Consider the following 23,000-nt stretch of genomic DNA (forward strand, 5'->3'; position numbering starts at 1 on the left):
TTGGGAGGTCGGGAGGTCGTTACGGCTTTTTCGCCCAGTCGGCGGGCGCGCCGCGGCAGTACGAGGGAACCGTGAGCATGTCGCGGACGGGATCGAACATCAGTGCGCGTTCGAACGCAACGACTTCGGCGCGCTCGTCTTCCCCGACGACGCCCAGATACCACGCGCGCACCACGCTGCCGACCGCCTTCGCGAGATCGGGCTGCGTCGCCTGAAGCGCGGCGGTGACGACGTCGCTCGGCGTGCCGCCGTGGGTCGAGAGCCAGTGATCGAGCCGCGTCATCTTGTCGGCGAAACCGGCATCGGCGCGAGCCAGTGCCGTGTGGATGCGCCCAGCGACGAGCGGATCGAAGCTCGCGCGGCCGGTCAGCTTCATCGACACGGCGACGAACGTATCGACGTCCGCGCCCGCTGCGGGAGCCGCCCGCGACGGCGCGAACGCGAGCGCAGCCGACGCTGCCGCACCCGTCAGCACTCCGCGACGCATCGTGAAGGACACACGCTTACGTTCAGCCATCGGTCGTCCTCATCGTCCTCGTGTCGATGTAAGGTGCATCGGCAATAATCGCTCGCGTCGACAAAACCGAGCCCTGCCCGAACGATGAATCCTCTCCCGCCCGTTTTGCGCACTCGTCCGCGAGCCATGATCGGCTTGCTGGTTGGTTTCGTCGTCGCCGCTTTGGTTCCGGCGCACGTGAGGCCGACGGCCCGCGCGCTGATCGGCTGGGACTCGGCCGTGTGGCTCTATCTCGCGCTGATCTGGCTGCAAATGGCCACGGCGCGCCAGAGCAACGTCCAGGCGCTCGCCGAACGCGAGGACGAGAACGCCGCCGCCGTGCTCCTGATCGTGAGCTTCGCGGCCATGGCGAGCCTCGTGGCGATCGTCGTCGAGCTGTCGGCGGCCAAGAGCCTCGGCTTTCGCGCGTTTCCCAACTATGTCCTGACCGGCGCGACGATGCTCGGCGCCTGGTTCCTCATCCCGACGATGTTCACGCTGCACTACGCGCGGTATTACTATCGCTCGCCGTCGGGCGATCCGGCGCTCCGGTTTCCCGACCGGCATCTGAAACCCGATTATTGGGATTTCCTCTACTTCTCGTTTACCATCGCCGTCGCTTCGCAAACGTCCGATGTCGTGCTCTGCTCGACCAGCGCGCGCCGCACCGCGCTCGCGCAATCGGTGTTGTCGTTCTTCTTCAACCTCGCGGTGCTCGGTCTGTCCGTGAACATTGCCGCGAGCCTCGTTGGCGGCTGAAGCCGAACGTTCGGTCCTCCCTGCTTTTTTCCTTCGACGTGGCGCGCAACGCGCCTGTCACACGTCGTCCATAAGCTCTCACAAGGGCGCTCGGTGAAACGCGCATGTAAAAACGCGGCGCGTGCCGCTGTCACTTTTACATGCGCAAAGTTTGCGTGCATTTCGGCTTTTCGTTTGAGCGCAAGCGGACCCTCATCGAACATCAGTCCGAAATGATCGTGGGCCAGCGCACATACCTGAACATGCAGTGGCACGTAGATTGCTGCACTGCGCCAGTAACACACAACACCGAATAAAAACCCGATCAGTACCCGGATCGCGCGGCCCGGCTGTTCCTCGTCTCCCCGAACACGCACGTCGAGGCGTCAACGAGGCGCATGGCCATCGTCCCGCGTCTGCCCGCACAGGAGCCCATTTTGCCTTTGAACGTACTGCTGGTCGCCTCCGAGGCCGTCCCGCTCGCCAAGACCGGCGGCCTCGGCGACATGGTCAGCGCCTACGCCGCCGCCCTGCGCGCCGCAGGCGTCGATGCGACCATCCTTCTGCCCGCCTATCCGAAGGCGATCGCCCAGGCCGAGGGCGTCACCAAGCTCTGCACGCTGCGCGGCCTGCCCGGCGGCGACGCCGATCTGCTGCGCGCCCGCATGCCGGACACCGGCGTGCCCGTCCTTTTGCTGCGCTGCGATGCACTCTATGCGCGCACCGGGCTCTATCAGGATGCGCAGGGCCGCGACTATCCGGACAACGCGGTGCGTTTCGCGACCCTTTCGGCCGCCGCCGTGCGGATCGCGCAGGGCGTGCGCGGCGTCAGAAAGCCGGACATCGTTCACGCGCACGACTGGCACACCGGCCTCACGCCGCTTCTGATGAAAGACGCGGGCGTGCAGGCGAAGAGCGTCTACACCATCCACAATCTGGCGTTCCAAGGCAATTACGCGCTCTCGCTGGGCGCGTCGCTGGGCGTGCCGGAAAAGTGGCTCGTGCATGCGTTGAGCAATCCGCAGAGCATCGAGTTCTACGGCGCACTGAGCCTGATGAAAGCAGGCATCGTCCATGGCGACCGCGTGACGACCGTCAGCGAAACCTATGCGCGGGAGATTCTGACGCCGCGCTTCGGGCATCTGATGGAAGGCGTGCTGCGAAGCTGCGCAGACAAGCTGTCGGGCGTGGTGAACGGTATCGACGACGAGGCGTGGAATCCTGCCGCCGACCCGCTGATCGAGCGCACCTATTCCTTCGACGACATGCGCGGCAAGCACGCCTGCAAGCGCCGCCTTCAGCGCATGTTTGGACTGCCGGCCGATCCGTTCGCGCCGCTCATGGCAATTGGCAGCCGCATGACCGGGCAAAAGCTCGCCGACGTGGTGATCGAAGCGTTGCCGCGCCTGCTCGAAAGGCATCCGCGTCTGCAACTGGCCGTGATCGGCCAGGGCGAGGCGTACATCGAGCGCGGCTTCAGGAAGCTCGCGCAGCAGTGGCCGGATCGCGTCGGCGTGCACATCGGCTATGACGAGCGCCGCGCGCACGCGCTGCATGCGGGCGCGGACATTCTTCTGCACGGCAGCCGCTTCGAGCCGTGCGGTCTCACGCAAATGTACGCGATGCGCTACGGCACGCTGCCGGTGGCGTCGCGCGTGGGCGGCCTCGCCGATACCATCGTCGATGCGGGACACCGCGCCGAAATGGCCTCGCGCGAGACGATCTATGTCCGCGACGGCACGCATGACGCGCCCATCGCCATCCACGACGCCGACGACGCGCACGACACGACGCGCGGCCCCACGGGCTTTCTCTTCGACGGCGAAACGCCTGACGACGTGATCGCCGCCGCGAGCCGCGCGCTCGACGCCTACATGCGCCCGCCCGTGTGGCGCGCCATGCAGCGCAACGCGATGTCGCGCGATTTCGGCTGGGGCGAAGCGGTCGCGAAGATGGTCACGCTGTACAGCGATCTCACCGGCATGCGCCCGAGCCGCACGGCCGTCCGTCTGCGCCGCGCCGCCGACAGCGCCGAGCACGCGCTCGACCACCGCGCGCACGAGAGCGGCAAGCCGCTCGTCGCGAAGACCGCCTGAACGCGGCGTGATCGACGACGCGCGTCCGCCCGCCTTGTCCCATGGCAGCGAAATGAGCAGAGTGCCGCCCCGGTCCGCCCGGGCGCGGCACGCAACGTGCTCCCAAGCCCGTGCAATGCCCGCAGGAAATCCCGTTTGGGACCGTGGCGCCCACCGGCGAGCGCGACGAAGCGGCAGCTGCGCTCGATGCATGGTGCTCGCGAGACGCGACCCGGGGCCTGCGCCGTTTGACGGCGCGGCGGTGTCCCACGGTTCGCGACGCACGATGCGGCGTAACGTGCGGACCGGCTCTTCAGCCAGTTTGACCCGTGAGCGTGATCGCGATTCGTTGCCCGCATCCCCGCCACCGCAGGACGACTCTGGAAAAGACGAACGATGGAAAACCATCAAGCTCATCATGCGTACGCGCCCCGTATCTACTTCATCGATCCCCTGCTCGTCGGCCCGCTCGCCAACTGGCCTGCCCAGTTCGCACACGCGGCGGCGCTCGGCTTCGACCATGTCCTGATCGGCTCGCCTTTCGTGCCCGGCAGCAATGGGCATCGCGAAGCCGTCGCCGATCATCATCGCCTGCACCCTGTCTTCGAATGCAACACGAGCGCCGCGGATGGCCTGCGCCAGCTCGCCGACGCCGCGCGGGCGCACGGCCTGACGCTCCTCGTCGACATCGTGATCAACCGCGTGAGCGCGGAAGGCGGCTTGTATCAGGACAACAAGCACTGGTTCCAGCCGTTCGAGAGCGCGGACGCGCGGCTCGACCCGCGCCGTCCGCCCCAGCAGCGCGATGTCGCGTTCGCCAATTTCGCCGATGGCGAAGCCGCGCATCAGCTGACGCAGTGGTGGGCGCGCGAGTTGAGCGCGATCGCGGAGGCGGGCATCGGCGGCTTTCGCTTCGACTCGCCGCACGCGGTGCCGGCGCATGTGTGGCGGCGGCTGGGGGCCGCCGTGCGCGAGAAGCATCCGCAGACGCGCTGGCTGGCGTGGACCGTCGGCGTCTCGCGCGATGACCTGCGCGCGCTCGCCGATGCCGAGTTCGATGCCGTCTTCGCCTCGACGCGCTGGTGGGACTTCAAGGGCGCGTGGCTCGTGGACGAGCACGCGGCGCTCTCGCGCATCGCGCCGCCGGTCGCCTTCCCGGAAGAGCCGTTCGGCACGCGTCTAATTGCGGACCTGAGCGATACGAGCGATACCGCGCTCATCGAACGCGCGTACTGCCGCGCGCTCTACACAGCGACGGCGCTCGGCACGGGCATCCTCGTGCCGATGGGCTTCGAATACGGCGTCGGCTTGCCGATGTCGCAGCAGTACGGCGTCGCCGCCGAATACCAGCGCGCGACAAGCGAAGCGCGCATCGACCTGCGCGAGCAGATCAAGCGCGCGAACGCCTTGCAGCGCGATACCGCCACGCTTTCGGACGTCGGCGAACTGCGCTCGCTGACGGGCGCGGGCACGCCCTACGCCGCGCTCATTCGCGCCGCTGGCGGCGACTTGCGCGACAGCGGTTCGGCGGTGCTCGTCGTCGTCAATCCGGATCTGGTTGCGCCTGTTCATGTGGACACCCGGCATCTGCTGGAAGGCGTGCCGGGCAATTACACGCGCTTCGCGCCGCTCGACGATGCGAGCGCGCAGGCTCAGCGCCTCGCGGCGTTGACATTGAAGGCAGGCGAAGTGCGCCTGTTCCGCGCGGAAGCCGAGCCGTTCATCCTGCTCGCGCAGCCGCAGGTTAAGCGCGGCGCGAAGACCGCCGACAAGAAGTCCGTGGCCGAAGCGATTGCCGCGCCGCGCGTGTCGATCGAAAGCGTCACGCCTTCCGTCGATCACGGGCGCTTTCCGGCGAAGCGCATCGTCGGCGAAGCGGTCGAGATTCAGGCCGCGATCTTCGCCGAAGGTCACGACAAGCTCGCGGCAGCCGTGCAATGGCGCGCCGCCGACGAGACCGAGTGGCACGAAACGCCGATGTCGCTCGTGCTTCCGCTCGGCAACGACTTGTGGACCACGCGCATTCCGCTCGAACGCGTGGGACGGCACGAATTCGTGGTGATGGCGTGGCGCGATGACTTCGCGTCGCTCGTCGATCACATGCAGAAGAAGCTGAAGGCCGGACAAACAGTCGAACTGGAACTCGAAGAAGCCAAGCACCTGTTCGCGCTGATTCTCGCGGAAGTGAAAACCGTCGAAGATTCCGACAGCGCGCCGCTCGAAGCCATCGTCAAGGAATTCACGAAGGCGGAGCCTGAGCGCAAGCTCGAACTCGTGCTGTCGTCCGCGATGGCGAAGGCGGTCGCGGCGGCGCGGCATCGTCCGTTCCTGTCGCGCGATCCGGTCGTGTATCGCATCGACTCGGAACGCGCGGCTGCGCGCTTCGCAAGCTGGTACGAGATCTTTCCGCGTTCGATGAGCGACGACGAGAACCGTCACGGCACGTTCATCGACGTGATCGGCAAGATGCCGCGCATTCGCGAGATGGGCTTCGACGTGCTGTATTTCCCGCCGATCCATCCTATCGGCATGGCGAACCGCAAGGGCAAGAACAACTCGCTGACGGCCGAGCCGGGCGACGTGGGCAGCCCGTATGCGATCGGCGCGAAGGAAGGCGGCCATGACGCGGTGCATCCGGAACTCGGCAACCTCGACGACTTCAAGCGCATGCTCGACGCCGCGCACGAACACGGGCTGGAGATCGCGCTGGACTTCGCGGTGCAATGCTCGCCGGATCATCCGTGGCTGAAGGAGCATCCGACGTGGTTCGCGTGGCGACCCGACGGCACGCTGCGTTACGCGGAGAATCCGCCGAAGAAATATCAGGACATCGTGAATCCGGACTTCTATGCGCAGGACGCGAAGCCCGACTTGTGGATCGCCTTGCGCGACGTGTTCCTGCACTGGATCGCGGCGGGCGTGCGGATTTTCCGCGTCGATAACCCGCATACGAAGCCGTTTCCGTTCTGGGAATGGGTGATCGGCGACGTGCGCGCGCGTCATCCGGATGTGATGTTCCTCGCCGAAGCGTTCACGCGGCCGCGCGTGATGAACCGGCTCGCGAAGCTCGGCTTCTCCCAGTCGTACACGTACTTCACGTGGCGCGAAACCAAGCGCGACTTCCTCGAATACATGCACGACCTGACGCAGACGGATGCGAAGGATTACTTCCGGCCGAACTTCTTCGTCAATACACCGGACATCAATCCGCGCTTTCTGCAAAGCTCGGGACGTCCCGGCTTCGTGATTCGCGCCGCGCTCGCGGCGACGCTTTCCGGGCTATGGGGCGTGTACAGTGGGTTCGAGTTGTGCGAGTCGGCGGCGCTTCCGAATAGCGAGGAGTATCTGGATTCCGAGAAGTATCAGTTGAAGGCGTGGGACTGGAACCGGCCAGGCAATATCGTCGGGGAAGTGACGGCGCTCAACCGCATCCGCCGCGCGAATCCCGCGTTGCAGACGCATCTCGGCGTGAACTTCCTGCCGGCGCATAACGACCACATCCTGTTCTTCGAGAAGGCCAACGCATCGCGCGACAACGTCGTGCTCGTCGCGATCAATCTCGATCCGTTCAACGAGCAAGGCGCGGATATCGAGTTGCCGTGGCAGACGCTGGAGAGCTGGGGCGTGCGGGAATGGGACGCGATTGCCGTCGAAGACCAGATGACGGGCGAGCGTTTCGAGTGGCGCGGACGGCGTCAGCATGTGCGCCTCAATCCGCACTCGCTGCCTTTCGCGATCTGGCGCATCTCGCCCACGTGGGGTTTGCCGAAGCCTCTGCCCGACGGAGAACGTTAATTGCGTCACGGTACGAACAAGCAGCGAACGTCAGCGACAAGCGCGACGACAGCGAACCGATAACAGGGCAGAAGCTCGCCTGCAAGAGCACTGGAGCAAACCGTGGATACAAGGGTGAAGCGCAGCAAGAAGACGTCGGCACTCAGCGACGATCCGCTGTGGTACAAGGACGCGATCATCTATCAGGTGCACATCAAGTCGTTCTTCGATGCGAACAACGACGGCATCGGCGACTTCCCGGGCTTGCTCGCGAAGCTGGATTACATCGCGGAACTGGGCGTCGATACCATCTGGCTGCTGCCGTTCTATCCCTCGCCGCGCCGTGACGACGGTTACGACATCGCCGACTATCGCAACGTGCATCCGGACTACGGCACGCTCGCCGATGTCAAACGCTTCATCCAGGAAGCGCACGCCCGCGGCATTCGCGTGGTCACGGAACTGGTCATCAATCACACGTCGGACCAGCATCCGTGGTTTCAGCGCGCGCGTCGCGCGAAGCCGGGATCGAATCATCGTAACTACTACGTATGGTCCGATACGGACAAGAAATACGAAGAGACGCGCATCATCTTCATCGACACGGAGCCTTCGAACTGGACGCATGATCCCGTCGCGGGACAGTACTACTGGCACCGCTTCTATTCGCACCAGCCGGATCTGAACTTCGACAACCCGGCCGTGATGAAGGAAGTGCTGCAGGTCATGCGCTTCTGGCTCGACATGGGCATCGACGGTCTGCGTCTGGACGCGGTGCCGTATCTCGTCGAACGCGAAGGCACCAACAACGAGAACCTGCCCGAGACGCACGCCATTCTCAAGCAGATTCGCGCGACCATCGACGCCGAGTATCCGAACCGCATGCTGCTCGCGGAAGCGAACCAGTGGCCGGAAGACGTGAAGGAGTACTTCGGCGACGAAGACGAATGCCACATGGCGTTCCACTTCCCGCTGATGCCGCGCATCTACATGTCGATTGCAAGCGAGGACCGCTTTCCGATCACCGACATCATGCGGCAGACGCCGGACCTCGCCGAATCGAATCAATGGGCGATCTTCCTGCGCAATCACGACGAACTCACGCTCGAAATGGTCACGGACTCCGAGCGCGACTACTTGTGGAACACGTACGCAAGCGACCGCCGCGCGCGCCTGAACCTCGGCATTCGCCGGCGTCTCGCGCCGCTGATGGAGCGCGACCGCCGTCGCATCGAGCTCATCAATTCGCTGCTCTTTTCGATGCCGGGCACGCCCGTCATCTATTACGGCGACGAACTCGGCATGGGCGACAACATTCACTTGGGCGACCGCGACGGCGTCCGCACGCCGATGCAATGGTCGTCCGACCGCAACGGCGGCTTCTCGCGCGCGGATCCTGAACAACTCGTGCTGCCGCCCGTGATGGGCTCGCTTTACGGCTACGACGCGATCAACGTCGAAGCGCAAAGCCGCGATCCGCATTCGCTCTTGAACTGGACGCGCAAGATGCTCGCGGTGCGCCGCTCGAAGCATGCGTTCGGACGCGGCACGATTCGCTTCCTGAAGCCGAGCAATCGCAAGATTCTCGCGTATCTGCGCGAACTGAAAGGCGAGCCGCCGATTCTCTGCGTGGCGAATCTCTCGCGTGCGCCGCAAGCGGTGGAACTCGATCTGTCGGAATTCGCGGGCTCCGTGCCGCTCGAAATGACGGCGGACCAGCCATTCCCCGCCATCGGTCAACTCACTTATCTGCTGACTTTCCCGCCTTACGGCTTCTTGTGGTTCCAGCTTTGCCCCGGCAACATGCGCCCTGCCTGGTCGCAGGCGCCGTCGGAGCAGTTACCGGAGTTCGTCACCATGGTGATTCGCGCAGGCCAAACGGGACCGACGCCGGAAAACGTGCGTCTGCTCGAATCGGAAGTGCTGCCGAGCTATCTCAGCAAGCGCCGCTGGTTCGCATCGAAGGATCAGACGCTGCATGCGGCGCGCCTCGCCGCGCTCACGACGATAGAAGGCGCGGGCTTCGCGTTCACTGAAATCGAAGCCGACGTCGGCGATCACACCGAACGCTATGTGCTGCCGCTTTCCATCGCGTGGGGCACGGAGACGACATCGCCGCTCTACATGCAGCTCGCGCTCGCGCGGGTGCGGCGCGGTCGCACGATCGGGCATATCACGGATGCGTTCGCGGTGCCGCAATTCACCTACGGCATCTTGCACAAGCTCAAGCAGCGCGCCGTCGTGACGACCGTGCAGAAGAGCGAGATACGCTTCCTGCCGACAGACCGCTTCGATACGCTCGACATGAATCCCACGTCGCCGCCCGAGATTCGCTGGCTCGCGGCGGAACAGAGCAACAGCTCGCTCGTGATCGGCGACAAGATCGTGCTGAAGCTCGTGCGGCGCGTGGTTGGCGGCATCCATCCGGAAGCGGAAATGAGCCGCTATCTCACGAAGCTCGGCTATGCGAACACCGGCCCGCTCTATGGCGAAGTTGTGCGCGTCGATCCGCAGGGCGTGCCGCATACGCTCGTGATCTTGCAAGGCTTCGTCGACAACCAGGGCGATGCCTGGAACTACGCGCTCGATTATCTGCGCCGCGTGGTGGATGAACTGGCCGTCACCGTCGATACCGAAGACGGCAAGGCGGATCACAACGCGCAGTTGAACGGCTTCGAAGGCTACGGCAATATCATCGGCATCATCGGCAAGCGGCTCGGCGAACTGCACGTCGCGCTCGCCACGCCGACGGACGACGAAGCGTTCGCGCCGCGCCGTGCGACCGCCGACGACGTGCAAGGCTGGATCGACGGCACGCTGCAACTGCTGACGAGCGCGCTCGATATCCTCGCGCAGAAGATCGGCGGCTTCAACGAGCATGACCGCTTCCTCGCGCAGAGCCTGCTTGACCGCCGCGAGAAGCTCATCGAAGCGGTGAAGCAGCTCGTGACGTCGAACGCCGATGCGCTGTGCATCCGCATTCACGGCGACTTCCATCTCGGTCAGGTGCTGATGGCGCAGGGCGACGCGTATCTGATCGACTTCGAAGGCGAGCCCGCGCGCACGCTCGACGAGCGCCGCAGGAAGACGAGCCCGCTGCGCGATGTCGCCGGTCTTCTGCGTTCGCTGTCGTATGCGAGTGCGGCAGCGCAGCCGACCACCGAAGCCGCGCCCGCGCAGACGGCCGACCGCAAGCGCGCGCTGTTCGAACGCATGCGCGCCGTCGCCGAAGAAAGCTTCATGCGGCAGTACCGGGAAGCGATTGCGTCGTCGCCCGAACCGATTGCGGGCGAGGATGTGTTGCCTGCCCTGCTCGATCTCTTCCTGATCGAGAAAGCCGCCTACGAAATCCGCTACGAAGCGGCGAACCGGCCGACGTGGATCGGTCTTCCGCTGCGCGGCCTCGCATCGCTCGCGAGCCGCCTGCTCGGCGACACGGGCGAGCCGCCCGCGCCCGGCACGCGCCACGTGGTCGATGCAACCAAGGACAATCCGGATGGAACCCACCATGAATAACCGTAGCGATCCGGGAGCGGATACGAGGAATCCGGCACACGGCCTGAATCCGCTCGACATCGATGCGCTCGTCGAGGCGCGGCATCCCGATCCGTTCTCGATGCTCGGCCTGCATGAGACCGAGCACGGTCATGTCGTGCGCGTCTTTCTGCCGAACGCGGCGGGCGTGAGCGTGGTCGATGCCGGAAGCGGCGAGCCGCTCGGCACGCTCACGCGCATTCACGATGCGGGTCTTTTCGCGGGGTTCATCGCGCGGCCGGCTGCTTACCGTCTTCTGATCGACTGGCACGGCACGCCGCAGGAAACGCACGATACGTATTCGTTCGGCCCCGTGCTCTCCGATGACTGGCTGCACCGCCTCTCGCAAGCCGATCCGTACGCGGTGCTCGAATGTCTCGGCTCCCGGCCCATCACGCACGGCGGCGTGGCAGGCGTGCGCTTCGCGGTATGGGCGCCGAATGCGCGGCGCGTCTCGGTGGTCGGCGACTTCAATACGTGGGACGGACGCCGTCATCCGATGCGTCTGCGTCATAACGCGGGCGTGTGGGAGCTGTTCATTCCGGGCATCGGCGCGGGCACGCGCTACAAGTACGAGATCGTCGCGCGCGAAGGTCACACGCTGCCGCTGAAGGCCGACCCTTGCGCGATGCAAAGCGAGAAACCGCCTTCGACGGCATCGGTCGTGGCGGACGCGGACGCCATCGACCATTACGCCTGGACCGACACCGAATGGATGGACTCGCGCGCCGGCAAGCAGACGCCGCAAGCGCCGATCGCCATTTACGAAGCGCATGCGGAATCGTGGCTGCGCGTGCCGGAGGAAGGCAATCGCGGCATGAACTGGCACGAGCTCGCCGAGCGCCTCATTCCGTATGCGAAGGGCATGGGCTTCACGCATATCGAGTTCATGCCGGTGGCGGAGCATCCGTTCGGCGGATCGTGGGGTTATCAGCCGCTCGGTCAGTTCGCGCCGTCCGCGCGCTTCGGCACGCCCGAGCAGTTCGCGGAGTTCGTGAATCGCGCCCATGAAGCGGGGCTTGGCGTCATCATCGACTGGGTGCCCGCGCACTTTCCGAACGACGCGCACGGTCTCATCCAGTTCGACGGCACGCCGCTCTACGAGCATGCCGATCCGCGCGAAGGGTATCACCAGGACTGGAACACGATGATCTACAACCTCGGCCGCAACGAGGTGAGCGCGTTCCTGATCGCATCGGGGCTCGCGTGGCTGAAGCGTTATCACGTGGATGGCCTGCGTGTCGATGCGGTGGCGTCGATGCTGTATCGCGACTATTCACGCAAGGCGGGCGAATGGGTGCCGAACATCTATGGCGGCCGCGAGAATCTCGAATCGATTGCGTTCCTCAAGCGGCTGAATCAGGAAGTCCGGCACATTCCGGGCGCGATCACGATTGCGGAGGAATCGACGGCATGGCCGGGCGTCACGGCGAGTGTCGATAGCGGCGGGCTCGGTTTCGACTTCAAGTGGAACATGGGCTGGATGCACGACACGCTGCACTACATGCAGGAAAATCCGGTGTATCGGCAGTATCACCATCACCTGTTCACGTTCGGCATGGTGTACGCGTATTCCGAGCGTTTCGTGCTGCCGCTTTCGCACGATGAAGTGGTGCATGGCAAGGGATCGCTGATCGGCAAGATGCCGGGCGACCGCTGGCAGAAGTTCGCGAATCTGCGCGCGTATTTGAGCTTCATGTGGACGCATCCGGGCAAGAAGCTGCTGTTCATGGGCGGCGAGTTCGGTCAGGTCGCGGAGTTCAATCACGATCAGTCGCCGCACTGGCATTTGCTCGATGACGCGATGCACGGCGGCTTGCAAAAGCTCGTGCGCGATCTGAACATGCTGTATGCGCGTGAGCCAGCGCTGCACAAGCTGGATAGCGATCCGCGCGGGTTCGAGTGGATCGTCGGTGACGACAATGGGAACAGCGTCTTTGCGTACCGGCGTACGGATGCCGAGGGGCGCGAACTGGTGGTCATATGCAATATGACGCCGGTTCCCCGGCATGGCTATCGCGTGGGGCTGCCGCGTGGCGGGCGCTGGAGTGAGATTCTCAATTCCGATGCTTCTATTTATGGCGGGTCGAATTTGGGGAATGGTGGCGTCATTCAGGCTGATGAGCATGTTAGTCATGGGAAGCAGCATTCTGCTGCGCTGACTTTGCCGCCGTTGGCCGCGATTGTGCTTCAGGCTGATTGAGCTTTGGCTTTTCGGGGGCTTTGCTTGGCGGCGCTCGGGGCGGATGGGGATTATTGGTCGGGGAGCTTGCTTTCGTGTCGGTTTATTAGCGTTGCCCCTCCCCGGGGCGGGGGTTACTTTCTTTGCTGCTGCAAAGAAAGTAACCAAAGAAAGCAGCTTTTTCTGAACCGCTCGAAGCACAGAACAGGTGATCACTTCGCAGAATGACCGTGGCATTCGTGAATAGGCAGCCTTGAATCACCCCCCGCGCCCGCTGAGCACCACGCCCTCCGAGCCCCTGGGCTCGATAACACTAACGCTTGTTTCGCGCATCGAGGAAAGTAGTAGCGTGTCCGAACTACATGGCGCTCTTGCTCGTGGCTGCGCAAGGCGGTAGGCGTGTCCGAAGCAAGTGCACTCTTGCTTACGGCGCGTTCACGGAAGCATGGCAACGCCGACAATTCCTGCCGGTTTTGTCGAGCCAAGGGGCTCGGAGGACGTGGCGCTCAGTGGGCGCGGGGAGTGATTCAAGGCTGTTTATTGACTGAGTGCCACTGTCTTACTGCGGAGTGACGACACTCTTGCTGCTGCGGGCCAAAAAAAGCTGCTTTCTTTGGTTACTTTCTTTGCAGCAGCAAAGAAAGTGACCCCCGCCCCGGGGAGGGGCAACGCTAATAGACCGGCACGAACACAAGCTTCACGGAGAACAAAGCGACCGGCAGTGATTCACCGAAGAAAGTGACCCGCCCTGGAGAGAGGGCAACGCCAATAGACCGCCACGACCACAAGTTCACCGAAACAACCGCAAACAACCACAACCACCGCAACCCGAGCGAAGCTCAAAAAAGAACATGCCAAACGCACTCCCCGAAAAGTTGCTCCCGGGCGCTCCGTACCCGCTCGGAGCCAACTGGGACGGTTTGGGCGTCAACTTCGCCGTGTTCTCGTCGAACGCACACCGCATCGAGGTGTGTCTCTTCGACAGCACCGGCCGCAAGGAGCTGATGCGCTTCGACCTGCCCGAATGCACCGACGAAATCTGGCACGGCTATCTGCCGGGCGCGCATCCCGGCACCGTGTACGGCTTTCGCGCGCACGGGCCGTATCAGCCGCAGCAAGGACATCGCTTCAATCCGCACAAGCTGCTGCTCGATCCGTACGCGAAGAAGCTCGTCGGCCCGTGGCGATGGTCCGATGCGCTCTTCGGTTATCGCGTGCATTCGAACCGGCTCGACATGTCGATGGACCGCCGCGACTCCGCGCCCGCGATGCCCAAGTGCATCGTCACCGACGACGCCTTCGACTGGTCTCGCGACGTGCGCCCCGATACGCCGTGGGGCGAAACCATCATCTACGAAACGCACGTGCGCGGCGCATCCATGCTGCGCAACGATATCCGACAGCACGAACGCGGCACGTTCGCCGCGCTCTCCTCGCCGTGGTTCATTGAACATTTGCAGAAGCTCGGCATCACCGCCGTCGAGTTCCTGCCGGTGCACGCCTTTCTGAACGACCGCTTCCTGATCGAGCGCGGCCTGCGCAATTACTGGGGCTATAACACCGCCGCGTTCTTCGCGCCCGAGCCTACGTATCTGTCGACGCATCGGCTCAATGAAATGCGAATCGCCGTGCGCCAACTGCACGCGGCAGGCATCGAAGTGATACTCGATGTCGTCTACAACCACACATGCGAAGGCAATCAGCTTGGGCCGACACTCTCGTGGCGCGGTCTCGACAACGCCAGCTACTATCGCCTGATTCCGGGCGACGAACGGCACTACATCAACGAGACCGGCTGCGGCAACACGGTGAACCTCTCGCATCCGCGCGTGCTGCAAATGGTGATGGATTCGCTGCGCTACTGGTGCACCGCGTTCAACATCGACGGCTTTCGTTTCGATCTCGGCGTCACGCTCGGGCGCGAAGGCCACGGCTTCGATCCGGGCTCCGGCTTCTTCGACGCCATTCGGCAAGACCCGATTCTCTCCACGCGCAAGCTCATTTCCGAGCCGTGGGATATCGGGCCCGACGGCTATCAGGTCGGCAATCATCCGCCCGGCTTCGCGGAATGGAACGACAAGTTCCGCGATGGCGTGCGGCGCTTCTGGCGCGGCGATGCAGGCATGCGCCCCGATCTCGCCGCGCGTCTCACGGGCTCGGCGGAACTCTTCAACCGGCGCTTTCGGAAGCCCTGGGCGTCGGTCAACTTCGTCGCGTCGCATGACGGCTTCACGCTCGCGGACGTCACCGCGTATTCGCACAAGCACAACGAATCGAATCAGGAAGGCAACAACGACGGCCACAACGAGAATTGCAGCGCGAACTGGGGCGTCGAAGGACCGAGCGACGACCCCGCGATCATCGACGTTCGCGCGCGTCTCGCCCGCTCCATGATCGCGACGACGCTGCTCTCGCTCGGCACGCCGATGATCCTCGGCGGCGACGAATTCCTGCGCACGCAGCACGGCAACAACAACGCGTACTGCCAGGACAACGAGTTGTCGTGGATGGACTGGAACGCGGCGCACAGCCCGCGCGGCGTCGAAATGACGGAGTTCGTCGCGCGTGTCATCGCGCTGCGCAAAAAATACCCGGTGCTTAGGGAAACGCGCTTTCTCTATGGCGACCGCGAGGTGCTGCCGGGCCTCTACGACGTGAGCTGGTTCGACGAACGCGGCAACGCGCTCGCCATCGAAGCGTGGCAGGACCCGGAAGGTCGCGCGCTGACATTGCGTCGCGCGGGACCGGGCATCGACAGCGAAATCGACGTCATCCTCATCATGATCAACGGCTCCGCGAACACGCTCACGTTCGCGCCGCCCGCGCCGCACTTGGAATGGAACGTGCTGCTAGACAGCGCGGAGCCTGACGCCGTCGAACGGCCGCTCGTCGGCAGCGATTTGCAACTGGAAGCGCACAGCATCGTCGTGCTCCTCGCGCAGCCGTCCGGCAAAGCCGACTGGCAGGCCGTATGGATGTCGGGCGCGCATCAGGGCCCGCGTCTTCTGACCGCGCTGCCGCCGGACCCCGGCACGTTGCCATCGAACCGGCCATCCGAGATCGATCCGGCGCAGTAGCGCAACATCGGGACGCAAGGCGTCGAGGCTCGCGCGGCACGCATCACCGTAGGCAATGCGACAAGCAACCCTGGCACTCAATCATGTCCGAACGTCCGATCGATCCTCATCAGCATCAACACGCGTATTGCCTTCCTTTCGGCGCGCATCTCACCGGCGCGGCGGGCGACAAACCCCGCACGCGCTTTCGTTTCTGGGCGCCTTCTCGCGACCGCGTGCAAGTGGAGATTCAACGCTCCGGCAGCACGACGCCCGAGCTCGTCGATATGCAGGCAACCGGCGACGGATGGTTCGAAGCCGAAGCCGATGGCGGCGCGGGCACCCTGTATCGCTATCGTTTCGATGCAGACCTCGCCGTGCCCGATCCGGCTTCGCGTTTTCAGCCGCAGGACGTGCACGGTCCGAGCGAAGTCGTCGATCCGCGCGCCTATCGCTGGACCAACACCAACTGGCATGGCCGGCCGTGGGAAGAGACCGTGCTCTACGAACTGCACGTCGGCGCGATGGGCGGCTACGCGGGCGTCACCGCGCGCCTGCCGGAACTCGCGCAGCTCGGCGTCACAGCCATCGAACTGATGCCGCTCAACGACTTCTCCGGCACGCGCAACTGGGGCTATGACGGCGTGCTGCCCTATGCGCCGGATTCGGCGTATGGCCGCCCGGAAGACTTGAAGCAACTGATCGACACCGCGCACGGCCTCGGCCTCATGGTGTTCCTCGATGTCGTCTACAACCACTTCGGCCCGGACGGAAACTATCTGCACGCCTACGCGAAGACCTTCTTTCGGGAAGGCGTGAACACGCCGTGGGGCCCGGCGATTGACTTCGAACGTCCGCAAGTGCGCGACTTCTTTTTCGACAACGCACTGTATTGGCTCAACGAATACCGTTTCGACGGCCTGCGCCTCGACGCGGTGCACGCGATCAACGACGACGAATGGCTGCGCGAACTCGCCGACCGCGTGCGCAGTTCGGTCGAAGCCGGGCGTCATGTGCATCTCGTGCTGGAAAACGAGCACAACACGGCGAGCCTGCTGGAAAGCCACTTCAACGCGCAATGGAGCGACGACGCGCACAACACGCTGCACGTGCTGCTCACGGGCGAGAACGAAAGCTACTACGACGCATATGCGGACAAGCCCATCGACAAGCTCGCGCGTGTGCTGTCCGAAGGCTTCGTGTATCAGGGCGATCCGTCGCCGATCCACGACGGCGCGCCGCGCGGCGAGCCGAGCGGACACTTGCCGCCCACGGCCTTCGTCATGTTCCTGCAGAATCACGATCAGGTCGGCAATCGCGCGATGGGCGATCGCCTGCGCGCGCTGACCGACGACGAATCGCTCTACGCGGCGACCGGACTCTTGCTGCTCTCGCCGCAGATTCCGATGCTTTTCATGGAAGAGCAATACGGCTCCAAGCAGCCGTTCCTATTCTTCACCGACTATCACGACGAACTCGCCGACGCCGTGCGCGAAGGCCGCCGCAAGGAATTCGCGAAGTTCTCCGCATTTACCGACGAAAAGCGCCGCGCGCAGATTCCCGATCCGAACGACAAGCGCACGTTCGAGATGTCGTCGCCGAACATCGCGAACAAGGAAGACGAGCTAGATCGGCTCGAATGGCTGCACTTCTATCGCTCGGGGCTGACCGTGCGCGCGAAGCTCATCACGCCGCGTCTGAAGGGCGCGAAGGCGCTCGGCGCGAACGTGCTCGGCGAAAAGGCGCTCGTCGCGCGCTGGAAACTCGGCGACGGCGAAACGCTCTCCATCGCGCTGAATCTGGCCGATGCGCCCGTCGCGCTTTCCGATGCGCCGCAAGGCAAGGTGATCTTCGAGACGCCGCCGCGCGCGCAGGATCGCACGGCCGAGGGTGAACTCAGCGGCCGCACGTTCGTCGCGTGGCTGACCGGCGAAGTGAACGAATACGCGACCGCGCACGACGCGCGCCGCTTCGAACCGACTGAAGGACAACGCTCGTGACCGCCGCGAATCAAGCCAAAAGTGAGCGGCCGCGCTCGTCGATCGAAACCCTCGCCGAGCGCGCGGGCTTCGAAGTCGAATGGCAGGACGCGCACAAGAAGACGCAGCGCGTGCCCGAGAACACGCTGCGCATCCTGCTGGAAAAGCTCGGGCTGCCGTGCGGCAACGCCACGCAGATCAAGCAGAGCATGGCCGCCGTCGATGCCGAAATGAGCGGCCGCAAGCTGCCGCCGCTCATCACGGCGGAAGTGGATCGCGGGATCGCGCTACCGGTGTCCGCGGCGAAATCGGGCGCGCGTTATCGCGTCGAACTGGAGAACGGCGAGATCATCGACGGGCGCTTCACGTCGCCCAAGGGCGAGACCGCGCTGCTCGCGCCGATTGCCGAGCCGGGCTATCACACGCTCGTCATCAACGATCATCGGACGACGCTCGCCGTCGCGCCCACGCGCTGCTATACCGTCGATGACGCGTGGCGCGCGTTGCGGGACGCAACAGACAACGCGGACGAAGCGCCGCCGCTCTGGGGCATCGCCGCGCAGGTGTATGGGCTGCGCCGCAACGGCGACGGCGGCGTTGGCGACTTCACCGCGCTGGCATCGCTCGGGACACAGGCAGCGAAGCGCGGCAGCCATGCGCTCGCCATCAGCCCGATGCACGCCATGTTCACCGCCGAGCCGAACAAGTGCAGTCCGTACTCGCCATCGTCGCGGCTCTTTTTGAACATCGCGCATATCGATCCGGCGGCCGTGCTCGGTGCGCCAGCCGCGCGCGCCGCGATCGAAAAAGCCGGCGTCGCCGACGAGCTCACCGCGCTCGAAAGCCTGCCGCTGATCGACTGGCCGCGCGCCATGAAGGCGCGTGTCGCCGTGCTGCGCGCCCTCTTCGACGGCTTCTCGCGAGACGACGGTTCGCCGTTCGCGAAGGACTTCGCTTCGTTCGTCGAGCAAGGCGGCCGGGCGCTCGAGGACCACGCGCGCTTCGAAGCGCTGCAAGCCGAACAGATCGCGCAGAACGGCGAAGGCCACTGGCGCAACTGGCCCGACGCGCTGCGCGATCCGCGCAGCGAAGCGGTGGCCGCGTTCGCCGAGGCGCATCGGCGGGAAGTGGACTTCTATCTCTTCACGCAATGGCTCGCGGCGAAAGGACTCATGCACGCCCAGCACGCCGCACGCGATGCAGGCATGGCCGTCGGTCTCGTGGCGGATCTCGCGGTGGGCTGCGACAGCGCGGGCAGCCACGCGTGGTCGTATCGCGATGACATGCTGACGGGCGTATCCGTCGGCGCGCCGCCCGACCTCTTCAATCAGGCCGGGCAATCGTGGGGCCTCACGACGTTCTCGCCGCGCGCCATGCGGATGCAGGGCTTCGCCGCGTTCATCGACATGCTGCGCGCCGCGTTCGCGCACGCAGGCGGCATCCGCATCGACCATATTCTCGGGCTGCGCCGGCTGTGGCTCGTGCCCGAAGGCGAAAGCGCGAAAGACGGCGCGTATCTGCGCTATCCGTTCGAAGACCTGCTGCGGCTGATTGCGCTGGAATCGTGGCGGCATCGCGCGATCGTGGTCGGCGAAGACCTCGGCACCGTGCCGCCGGGCTTCAGCGAGCGTTTGCAGGAGCAGGGTTTGCTAGGTATCCGGGTACTCTGGTTCGAACGTGCTCAGGATGGCGAAGGATTCAAGCCGCCGGGCGAGTGGAGCAACGGCGTGACTGCAACGACGACGACACACGACCTGCCGACCGTCAACGGATGGTGGCGCGGCGAAGACATCGAATGGCGCTCGAAGATCGGCCAGACGATGGCGCGCGCGGACGGCCGCGATCCGGTCGAAGCGGCGATGGAAGAGCGCGGCGTCGATCGCGGACACCTGTGGCAGGCGTTTCAGGAAGCGGGCATTGCGCCAAAGGACGTCGAACCGCCGTCGATCGACAACGCGCCCGTGGACGAGGCGCTGGCCTTCGTCGGCATGACGCCCGCGCCGCTCGTCACGTATCCGCTCGAAGATCTGCTCGGTCTCGTGGAGCAGCCGAATCTGCCCGGCTCCATCGACGAACACCCGAACTGGCGGCGGCGTCTCGCGCTGCCGGTGGACGAGATGGTGAACGACGATGCCTTCAGCGACCGTCTGCTCGCCGTCGAATCAGCCCGCAAGCGCGCCGTGCGCCCTGACAACTCAGACACCCCCAAATCCGAAACACCATGACCGTACCGCGCTCCACGCTCAGGCTCCAGCTTCACAAGGGCTTCACTTTCGACGACGCCGCCGCGCAAGTGGACTACTTCGCGTCGCTCGGCGTGAGCCACGCGTATGCGTCGCCGATCACGACCGCGACCTCCGGCTCCACGCACGGCTACGACACCGTCGACTACACGAAGGTCAACCCCGAGCTCGGCGGCGAAGAAGGCTTGCGCCGCTTCGTCGAGAAGCTGCGCGCGCACGAGATGGGACTGATCGTCGATGTGGTGCCGAACCACATGGGCGTCGGCGGATCGGAGAACGCGTGGTGGCAGGACATCCTCGAATGGGGACGCCACGCGGCCCATGCGCGCTTTTTCGATGTCGACTGGCACTCGCCCGATCCCGCGCTGCGCGGCAAGGTGCTCGCGCCTTTTCTCGGCGCGGCCTATGGCGACGAGCTGCAAGGCGGCAAGATCAAGCTCGCGTATCGGCCGGAGGAAGGGCGCTTTGTCATCGAGTACTACTCTCATGTGTTTCCGGTCTGTCCGGTCGATTACCCCGCCGTGCTTCAGGAAGCGCCGGAGCTTGCACAACGCTTCGCCGGCCTGACGACGCAGCCGGCCGATCAGCCGCGCGCCGCCGATGCGCGAACCGCGCTCGTGACCATCGCGGGCACCGAGGGCGGTCGCGCCGCGATCGAAGCGGTGCTGGCCGCGCATTCGCCGCAAACGGCGGCGGGCCGCGAGCGTCTGCACCGGCTGCTGGAGCGCCAGCATTACCGTCTCGCGTGGTGGCGCACGGCGGCCGACGAAGTGAACTGGCGGCGCTTCTTCGACGTCAGCACGCTCGGCGGCGTGCGTGTCGAGCGGCCCGAAGTGTTCGAGGCATCGCATGCGCTGATTTTCCGGCTCTTCACCGAAGGGCTGATCGACGGCGTGCGGATCGATCACGTCGACGGACTCGCGGAACCGCGCGAATATTGCCAGCGCCTGCGCGCGCGGCTCGAAGAACTGTCGGCTGAGCGGCCCGAGGCGCTGCGCCACGGCAATGGCCACACCTATTTCGTCGTCGAGAAGATTCTGGCGCGCGGCGAGCCCTTGCGACGCGACTGGCAAGTGGACGGCACGACGGGCTATGACTTCATGAACGACGTCGGCGCGCTGCTGCACGATCCGGCGGGTGCTGAGCCGCTCGCCGCGCTGTGGGCGGAAATCACGGGCAAGAGCAGCGAGTTCGCGGAGGAGGCGTTGATCGCGCGCCGCAAGATTCTCGCGGAAAATCTGTCGGCGGAACTGGATCGGGTGACGCGGGCGCTGCATCGCATTGCACGCGATGCACAGACCACGCGCGATTACACGTTCACGTCGATTCGGCGCGTGGTGGCGGAACTCGTCGTGCATTTCCCGGTGTATCGCATTTATCCGGTCGGCGGCGTGCGCAGTGCCGAGGACGATCGTTACTTCTCGCAGGCACTGGACGCCGCGCGCGCGTCGCTCGCCCGCGCGGACCACTTGATACTCGATCAGGTCGCGCAATGGCTCGGCGGCAAGCTCCCCGACGACGGCGCGCCGCACGAGCGCAACGAGAAGAACGACCGTCCGCGCGACCGCGCTGCCGAACGCAATCGCGACCGCGACCGCAATCAGGCGCAGGCGCAGGCGAATCAGAATCAGCAGGCAACTACGGGATCGCAACGCCGCGCGGCGCAGACCCTGTTCTCGCAGCTGACCTCGCCGGTGGCGGCGAAGGCGGTCGAGGATACGGCGTGTTATCGCTATGGCCGGCTCATCTCGCGCAATGAAGTGGGCGCCGATCCGGGCGAGTTTTCGCTCTCGCTCGACGAGTTTCACAAGGCCAATCGCGAACGCCTCGCCAGCTTCCCGCACGCGATGCTCTGCACCGCCACGCACGATCACAAACGCGGCGAGGACGTGCGCGCGCGCATCGCCGCGTTGAGCGAGATTCCAGACGAATGGGCCGCGACGCTCAAGGCGTGGTCCACGCTGAACGCACCGTTGCGGCGCGGCCCGAACGGCGGCCACAACGAAACCAGCGACAGCCACGAATGGGCGCCCGGTCCCGCCGCCGAAGCGATGCTGTATCAGACGCTCGTCGGCTGCTGGCCGCTCACGCTTTCTCCCGACGACGAAGCGGGCGTGCAGGAACTCGCCGAGCGCGTCGCGCAATGGCAACGGAAGGCATTGCGCGAAGGCAAGCTGCGCACGAGCTGGTTCGCGCCCGACGAGGCTTACGAGCAGGCATGCCGCGACTTCCTGTTCGATATCGTCGCGCCGCAGCGCCGCAGCGGCTTCTTGCAGGAACTGTCGAAGTTCGTCGAGCGGATCGGGCCGCTGGGCGCCATCGGCAGCTTCCAGCAGACGCTCTTGCGGCTCACGTCGCCGGGCGTGCCGGACCTGTATCAAGGCACCGAGCTGTGGGATTTCAGTCTCGTCGATCCGGACAATCGTCGCCCGGTGGATTATGCGCTGCGCCGCAAGTGGCTCGAAGAAATCGACGAGAAAGGGCCCCCCTCCGAGCAGATGGAGAACTGGCGCGATGGCCGCGTGAAGCTCGGGCTGGTGCGGCGCGCGCTGGCGCTGAGGAAGCACTGCGAGTCGCTGTTCGCGCAGGGCGACTATGTGCCTTTGACCGTGCAGGGCGAACACGCGAAGCATGTGATCGCGTATGCGCGGCATGCGGGCAGCGCCTATGCGATCGTCGTCGCCACGCGGCACGCCGCGCCGTTGCTCGGCGACAGGCGCGACGTGCCGCTCGTCGAGCCTTCGGTTTGGGGCGATACGTCGGTCGTGCTGCCCGAAGCTTTGCATTCGCGGGCGTTGTTCGACTGGCTCAGTCCCAACGCGCCGAAGGCCAACGGCGAACGGTTGTTCGTGCGCGACGTGCTGGGCGCGATGCCGGTGGCACTGCTCGTGGAGGAAGGCGTTCCGGGCGGTTGAGGCTTCGA

General features: G+C 64.9%; 10 protein-coding genes. 9 read left to right on the forward strand and 1 reads right to left on the reverse strand.

Annotation, left to right across the window (positions count from 1 at the left end):
• Positions 1 to 19: 19 nt before the first annotated feature.
• Positions 20 to 517 (reverse strand): sugar dehydrogenase complex small subunit, encoded by a 498-nt coding sequence (locus GV035_RS14930; RefSeq protein WP_159835824.1) that lies wholly within the window; start codon positions 515 to 517, stop codon positions 20 to 22.
• An 84-nt stretch (positions 518 to 601) separates the two neighbouring features.
• Here GV035_RS14930 and GV035_RS14935 point away from each other — a divergent pair, with 84 nt between their 5' ends.
• The 9 genes from GV035_RS14935 to treY all read left to right on the forward strand — a co-directional run bounded on the left by GV035_RS14935 (position 602) and on the right by treY (position 22,992).
• Positions 602 to 1,255 carry a DUF1345 domain-containing protein gene (locus tag GV035_RS14935; protein ID WP_159835825.1) on the forward strand — a complete coding sequence of 218 codons (654 nt, stop codon included), beginning with the start codon at positions 602 to 604 and terminating at the stop codon, positions 1,253 to 1,255.
• 377 nt (positions 1,256 to 1,632) lie between these two features.
• A complete protein-coding gene (gene glgA, locus GV035_RS14940; RefSeq protein ID WP_236572616.1) occupies positions 1,633 to 3,330 on the forward strand; it encodes a glycogen synthase GlgA in 1,698 nt (565 codons plus the stop codon).
• 375 nt (positions 3,331 to 3,705) lie between these two features.
• Entirely contained in the window at positions 3,706 to 7,104 is a 3,399-nt protein-coding gene (locus GV035_RS14945) for a maltotransferase domain-containing protein (RefSeq protein ID WP_159835826.1), read from the forward strand.
• 114 nt (positions 7,105 to 7,218) lie between these two features.
• Positions 7,219 to 10,599: a maltose alpha-D-glucosyltransferase gene (treS, locus tag GV035_RS14950; RefSeq protein WP_159837938.1), complete on the forward strand. Its 3,381-nt coding sequence runs from the start codon at positions 7,219 to 7,221 to the stop codon at positions 10,597 to 10,599.
• Entirely contained in the window at positions 10,592 to 12,820 is a 2,229-nt protein-coding gene (gene glgB / locus GV035_RS14955) for a 1,4-alpha-glucan branching protein GlgB (RefSeq protein WP_159835827.1), read from the forward strand. The genes treS and glgB overlap by 8 nt, the downstream gene beginning before the upstream one ends.
• A gap of 830 nt (positions 12,821 to 13,650) precedes the next feature.
• Complete coding sequence (gene glgX, locus GV035_RS14960; protein WP_159835828.1) at positions 13,651 to 15,876, forward strand: glycogen debranching protein GlgX; 2,226 nt, start codon at positions 13,651 to 13,653, stop codon at positions 15,874 to 15,876.
• Between the two features lie 83 nt (positions 15,877 to 15,959).
• On the forward strand, positions 15,960 to 17,855 hold the full coding sequence (treZ, locus tag GV035_RS14965; RefSeq protein WP_159835829.1) for a malto-oligosyltrehalose trehalohydrolase: 1,896 nt from the start codon (positions 15,960 to 15,962) through the stop codon (positions 17,853 to 17,855).
• Complete coding sequence (gene malQ, locus GV035_RS14970) at positions 17,852 to 20,059, forward strand: 4-alpha-glucanotransferase (RefSeq protein ID WP_159835830.1); 2,208 nt, start codon at positions 17,852 to 17,854, stop codon at positions 20,057 to 20,059. Before treZ ends, malQ begins: the two co-directional genes overlap by 4 nt.
• On the forward strand, positions 20,056 to 22,992 hold the full coding sequence (gene treY, locus GV035_RS14975; protein WP_159835831.1) for a malto-oligosyltrehalose synthase: 2,937 nt from the start codon (positions 20,056 to 20,058) through the stop codon (positions 22,990 to 22,992). Before malQ ends, treY begins: the two co-directional genes overlap by 4 nt.
• The last annotated feature ends 8 nt before the right edge of the window (positions 22,993 to 23,000 follow it).

Origin of the sequence: Burkholderia sp. 8Y (assembly GCF_902506145.1) — a bacterium.
GTDB lineage: Bacteria > Pseudomonadota > Gammaproteobacteria > Burkholderiales > Burkholderiaceae > Caballeronia.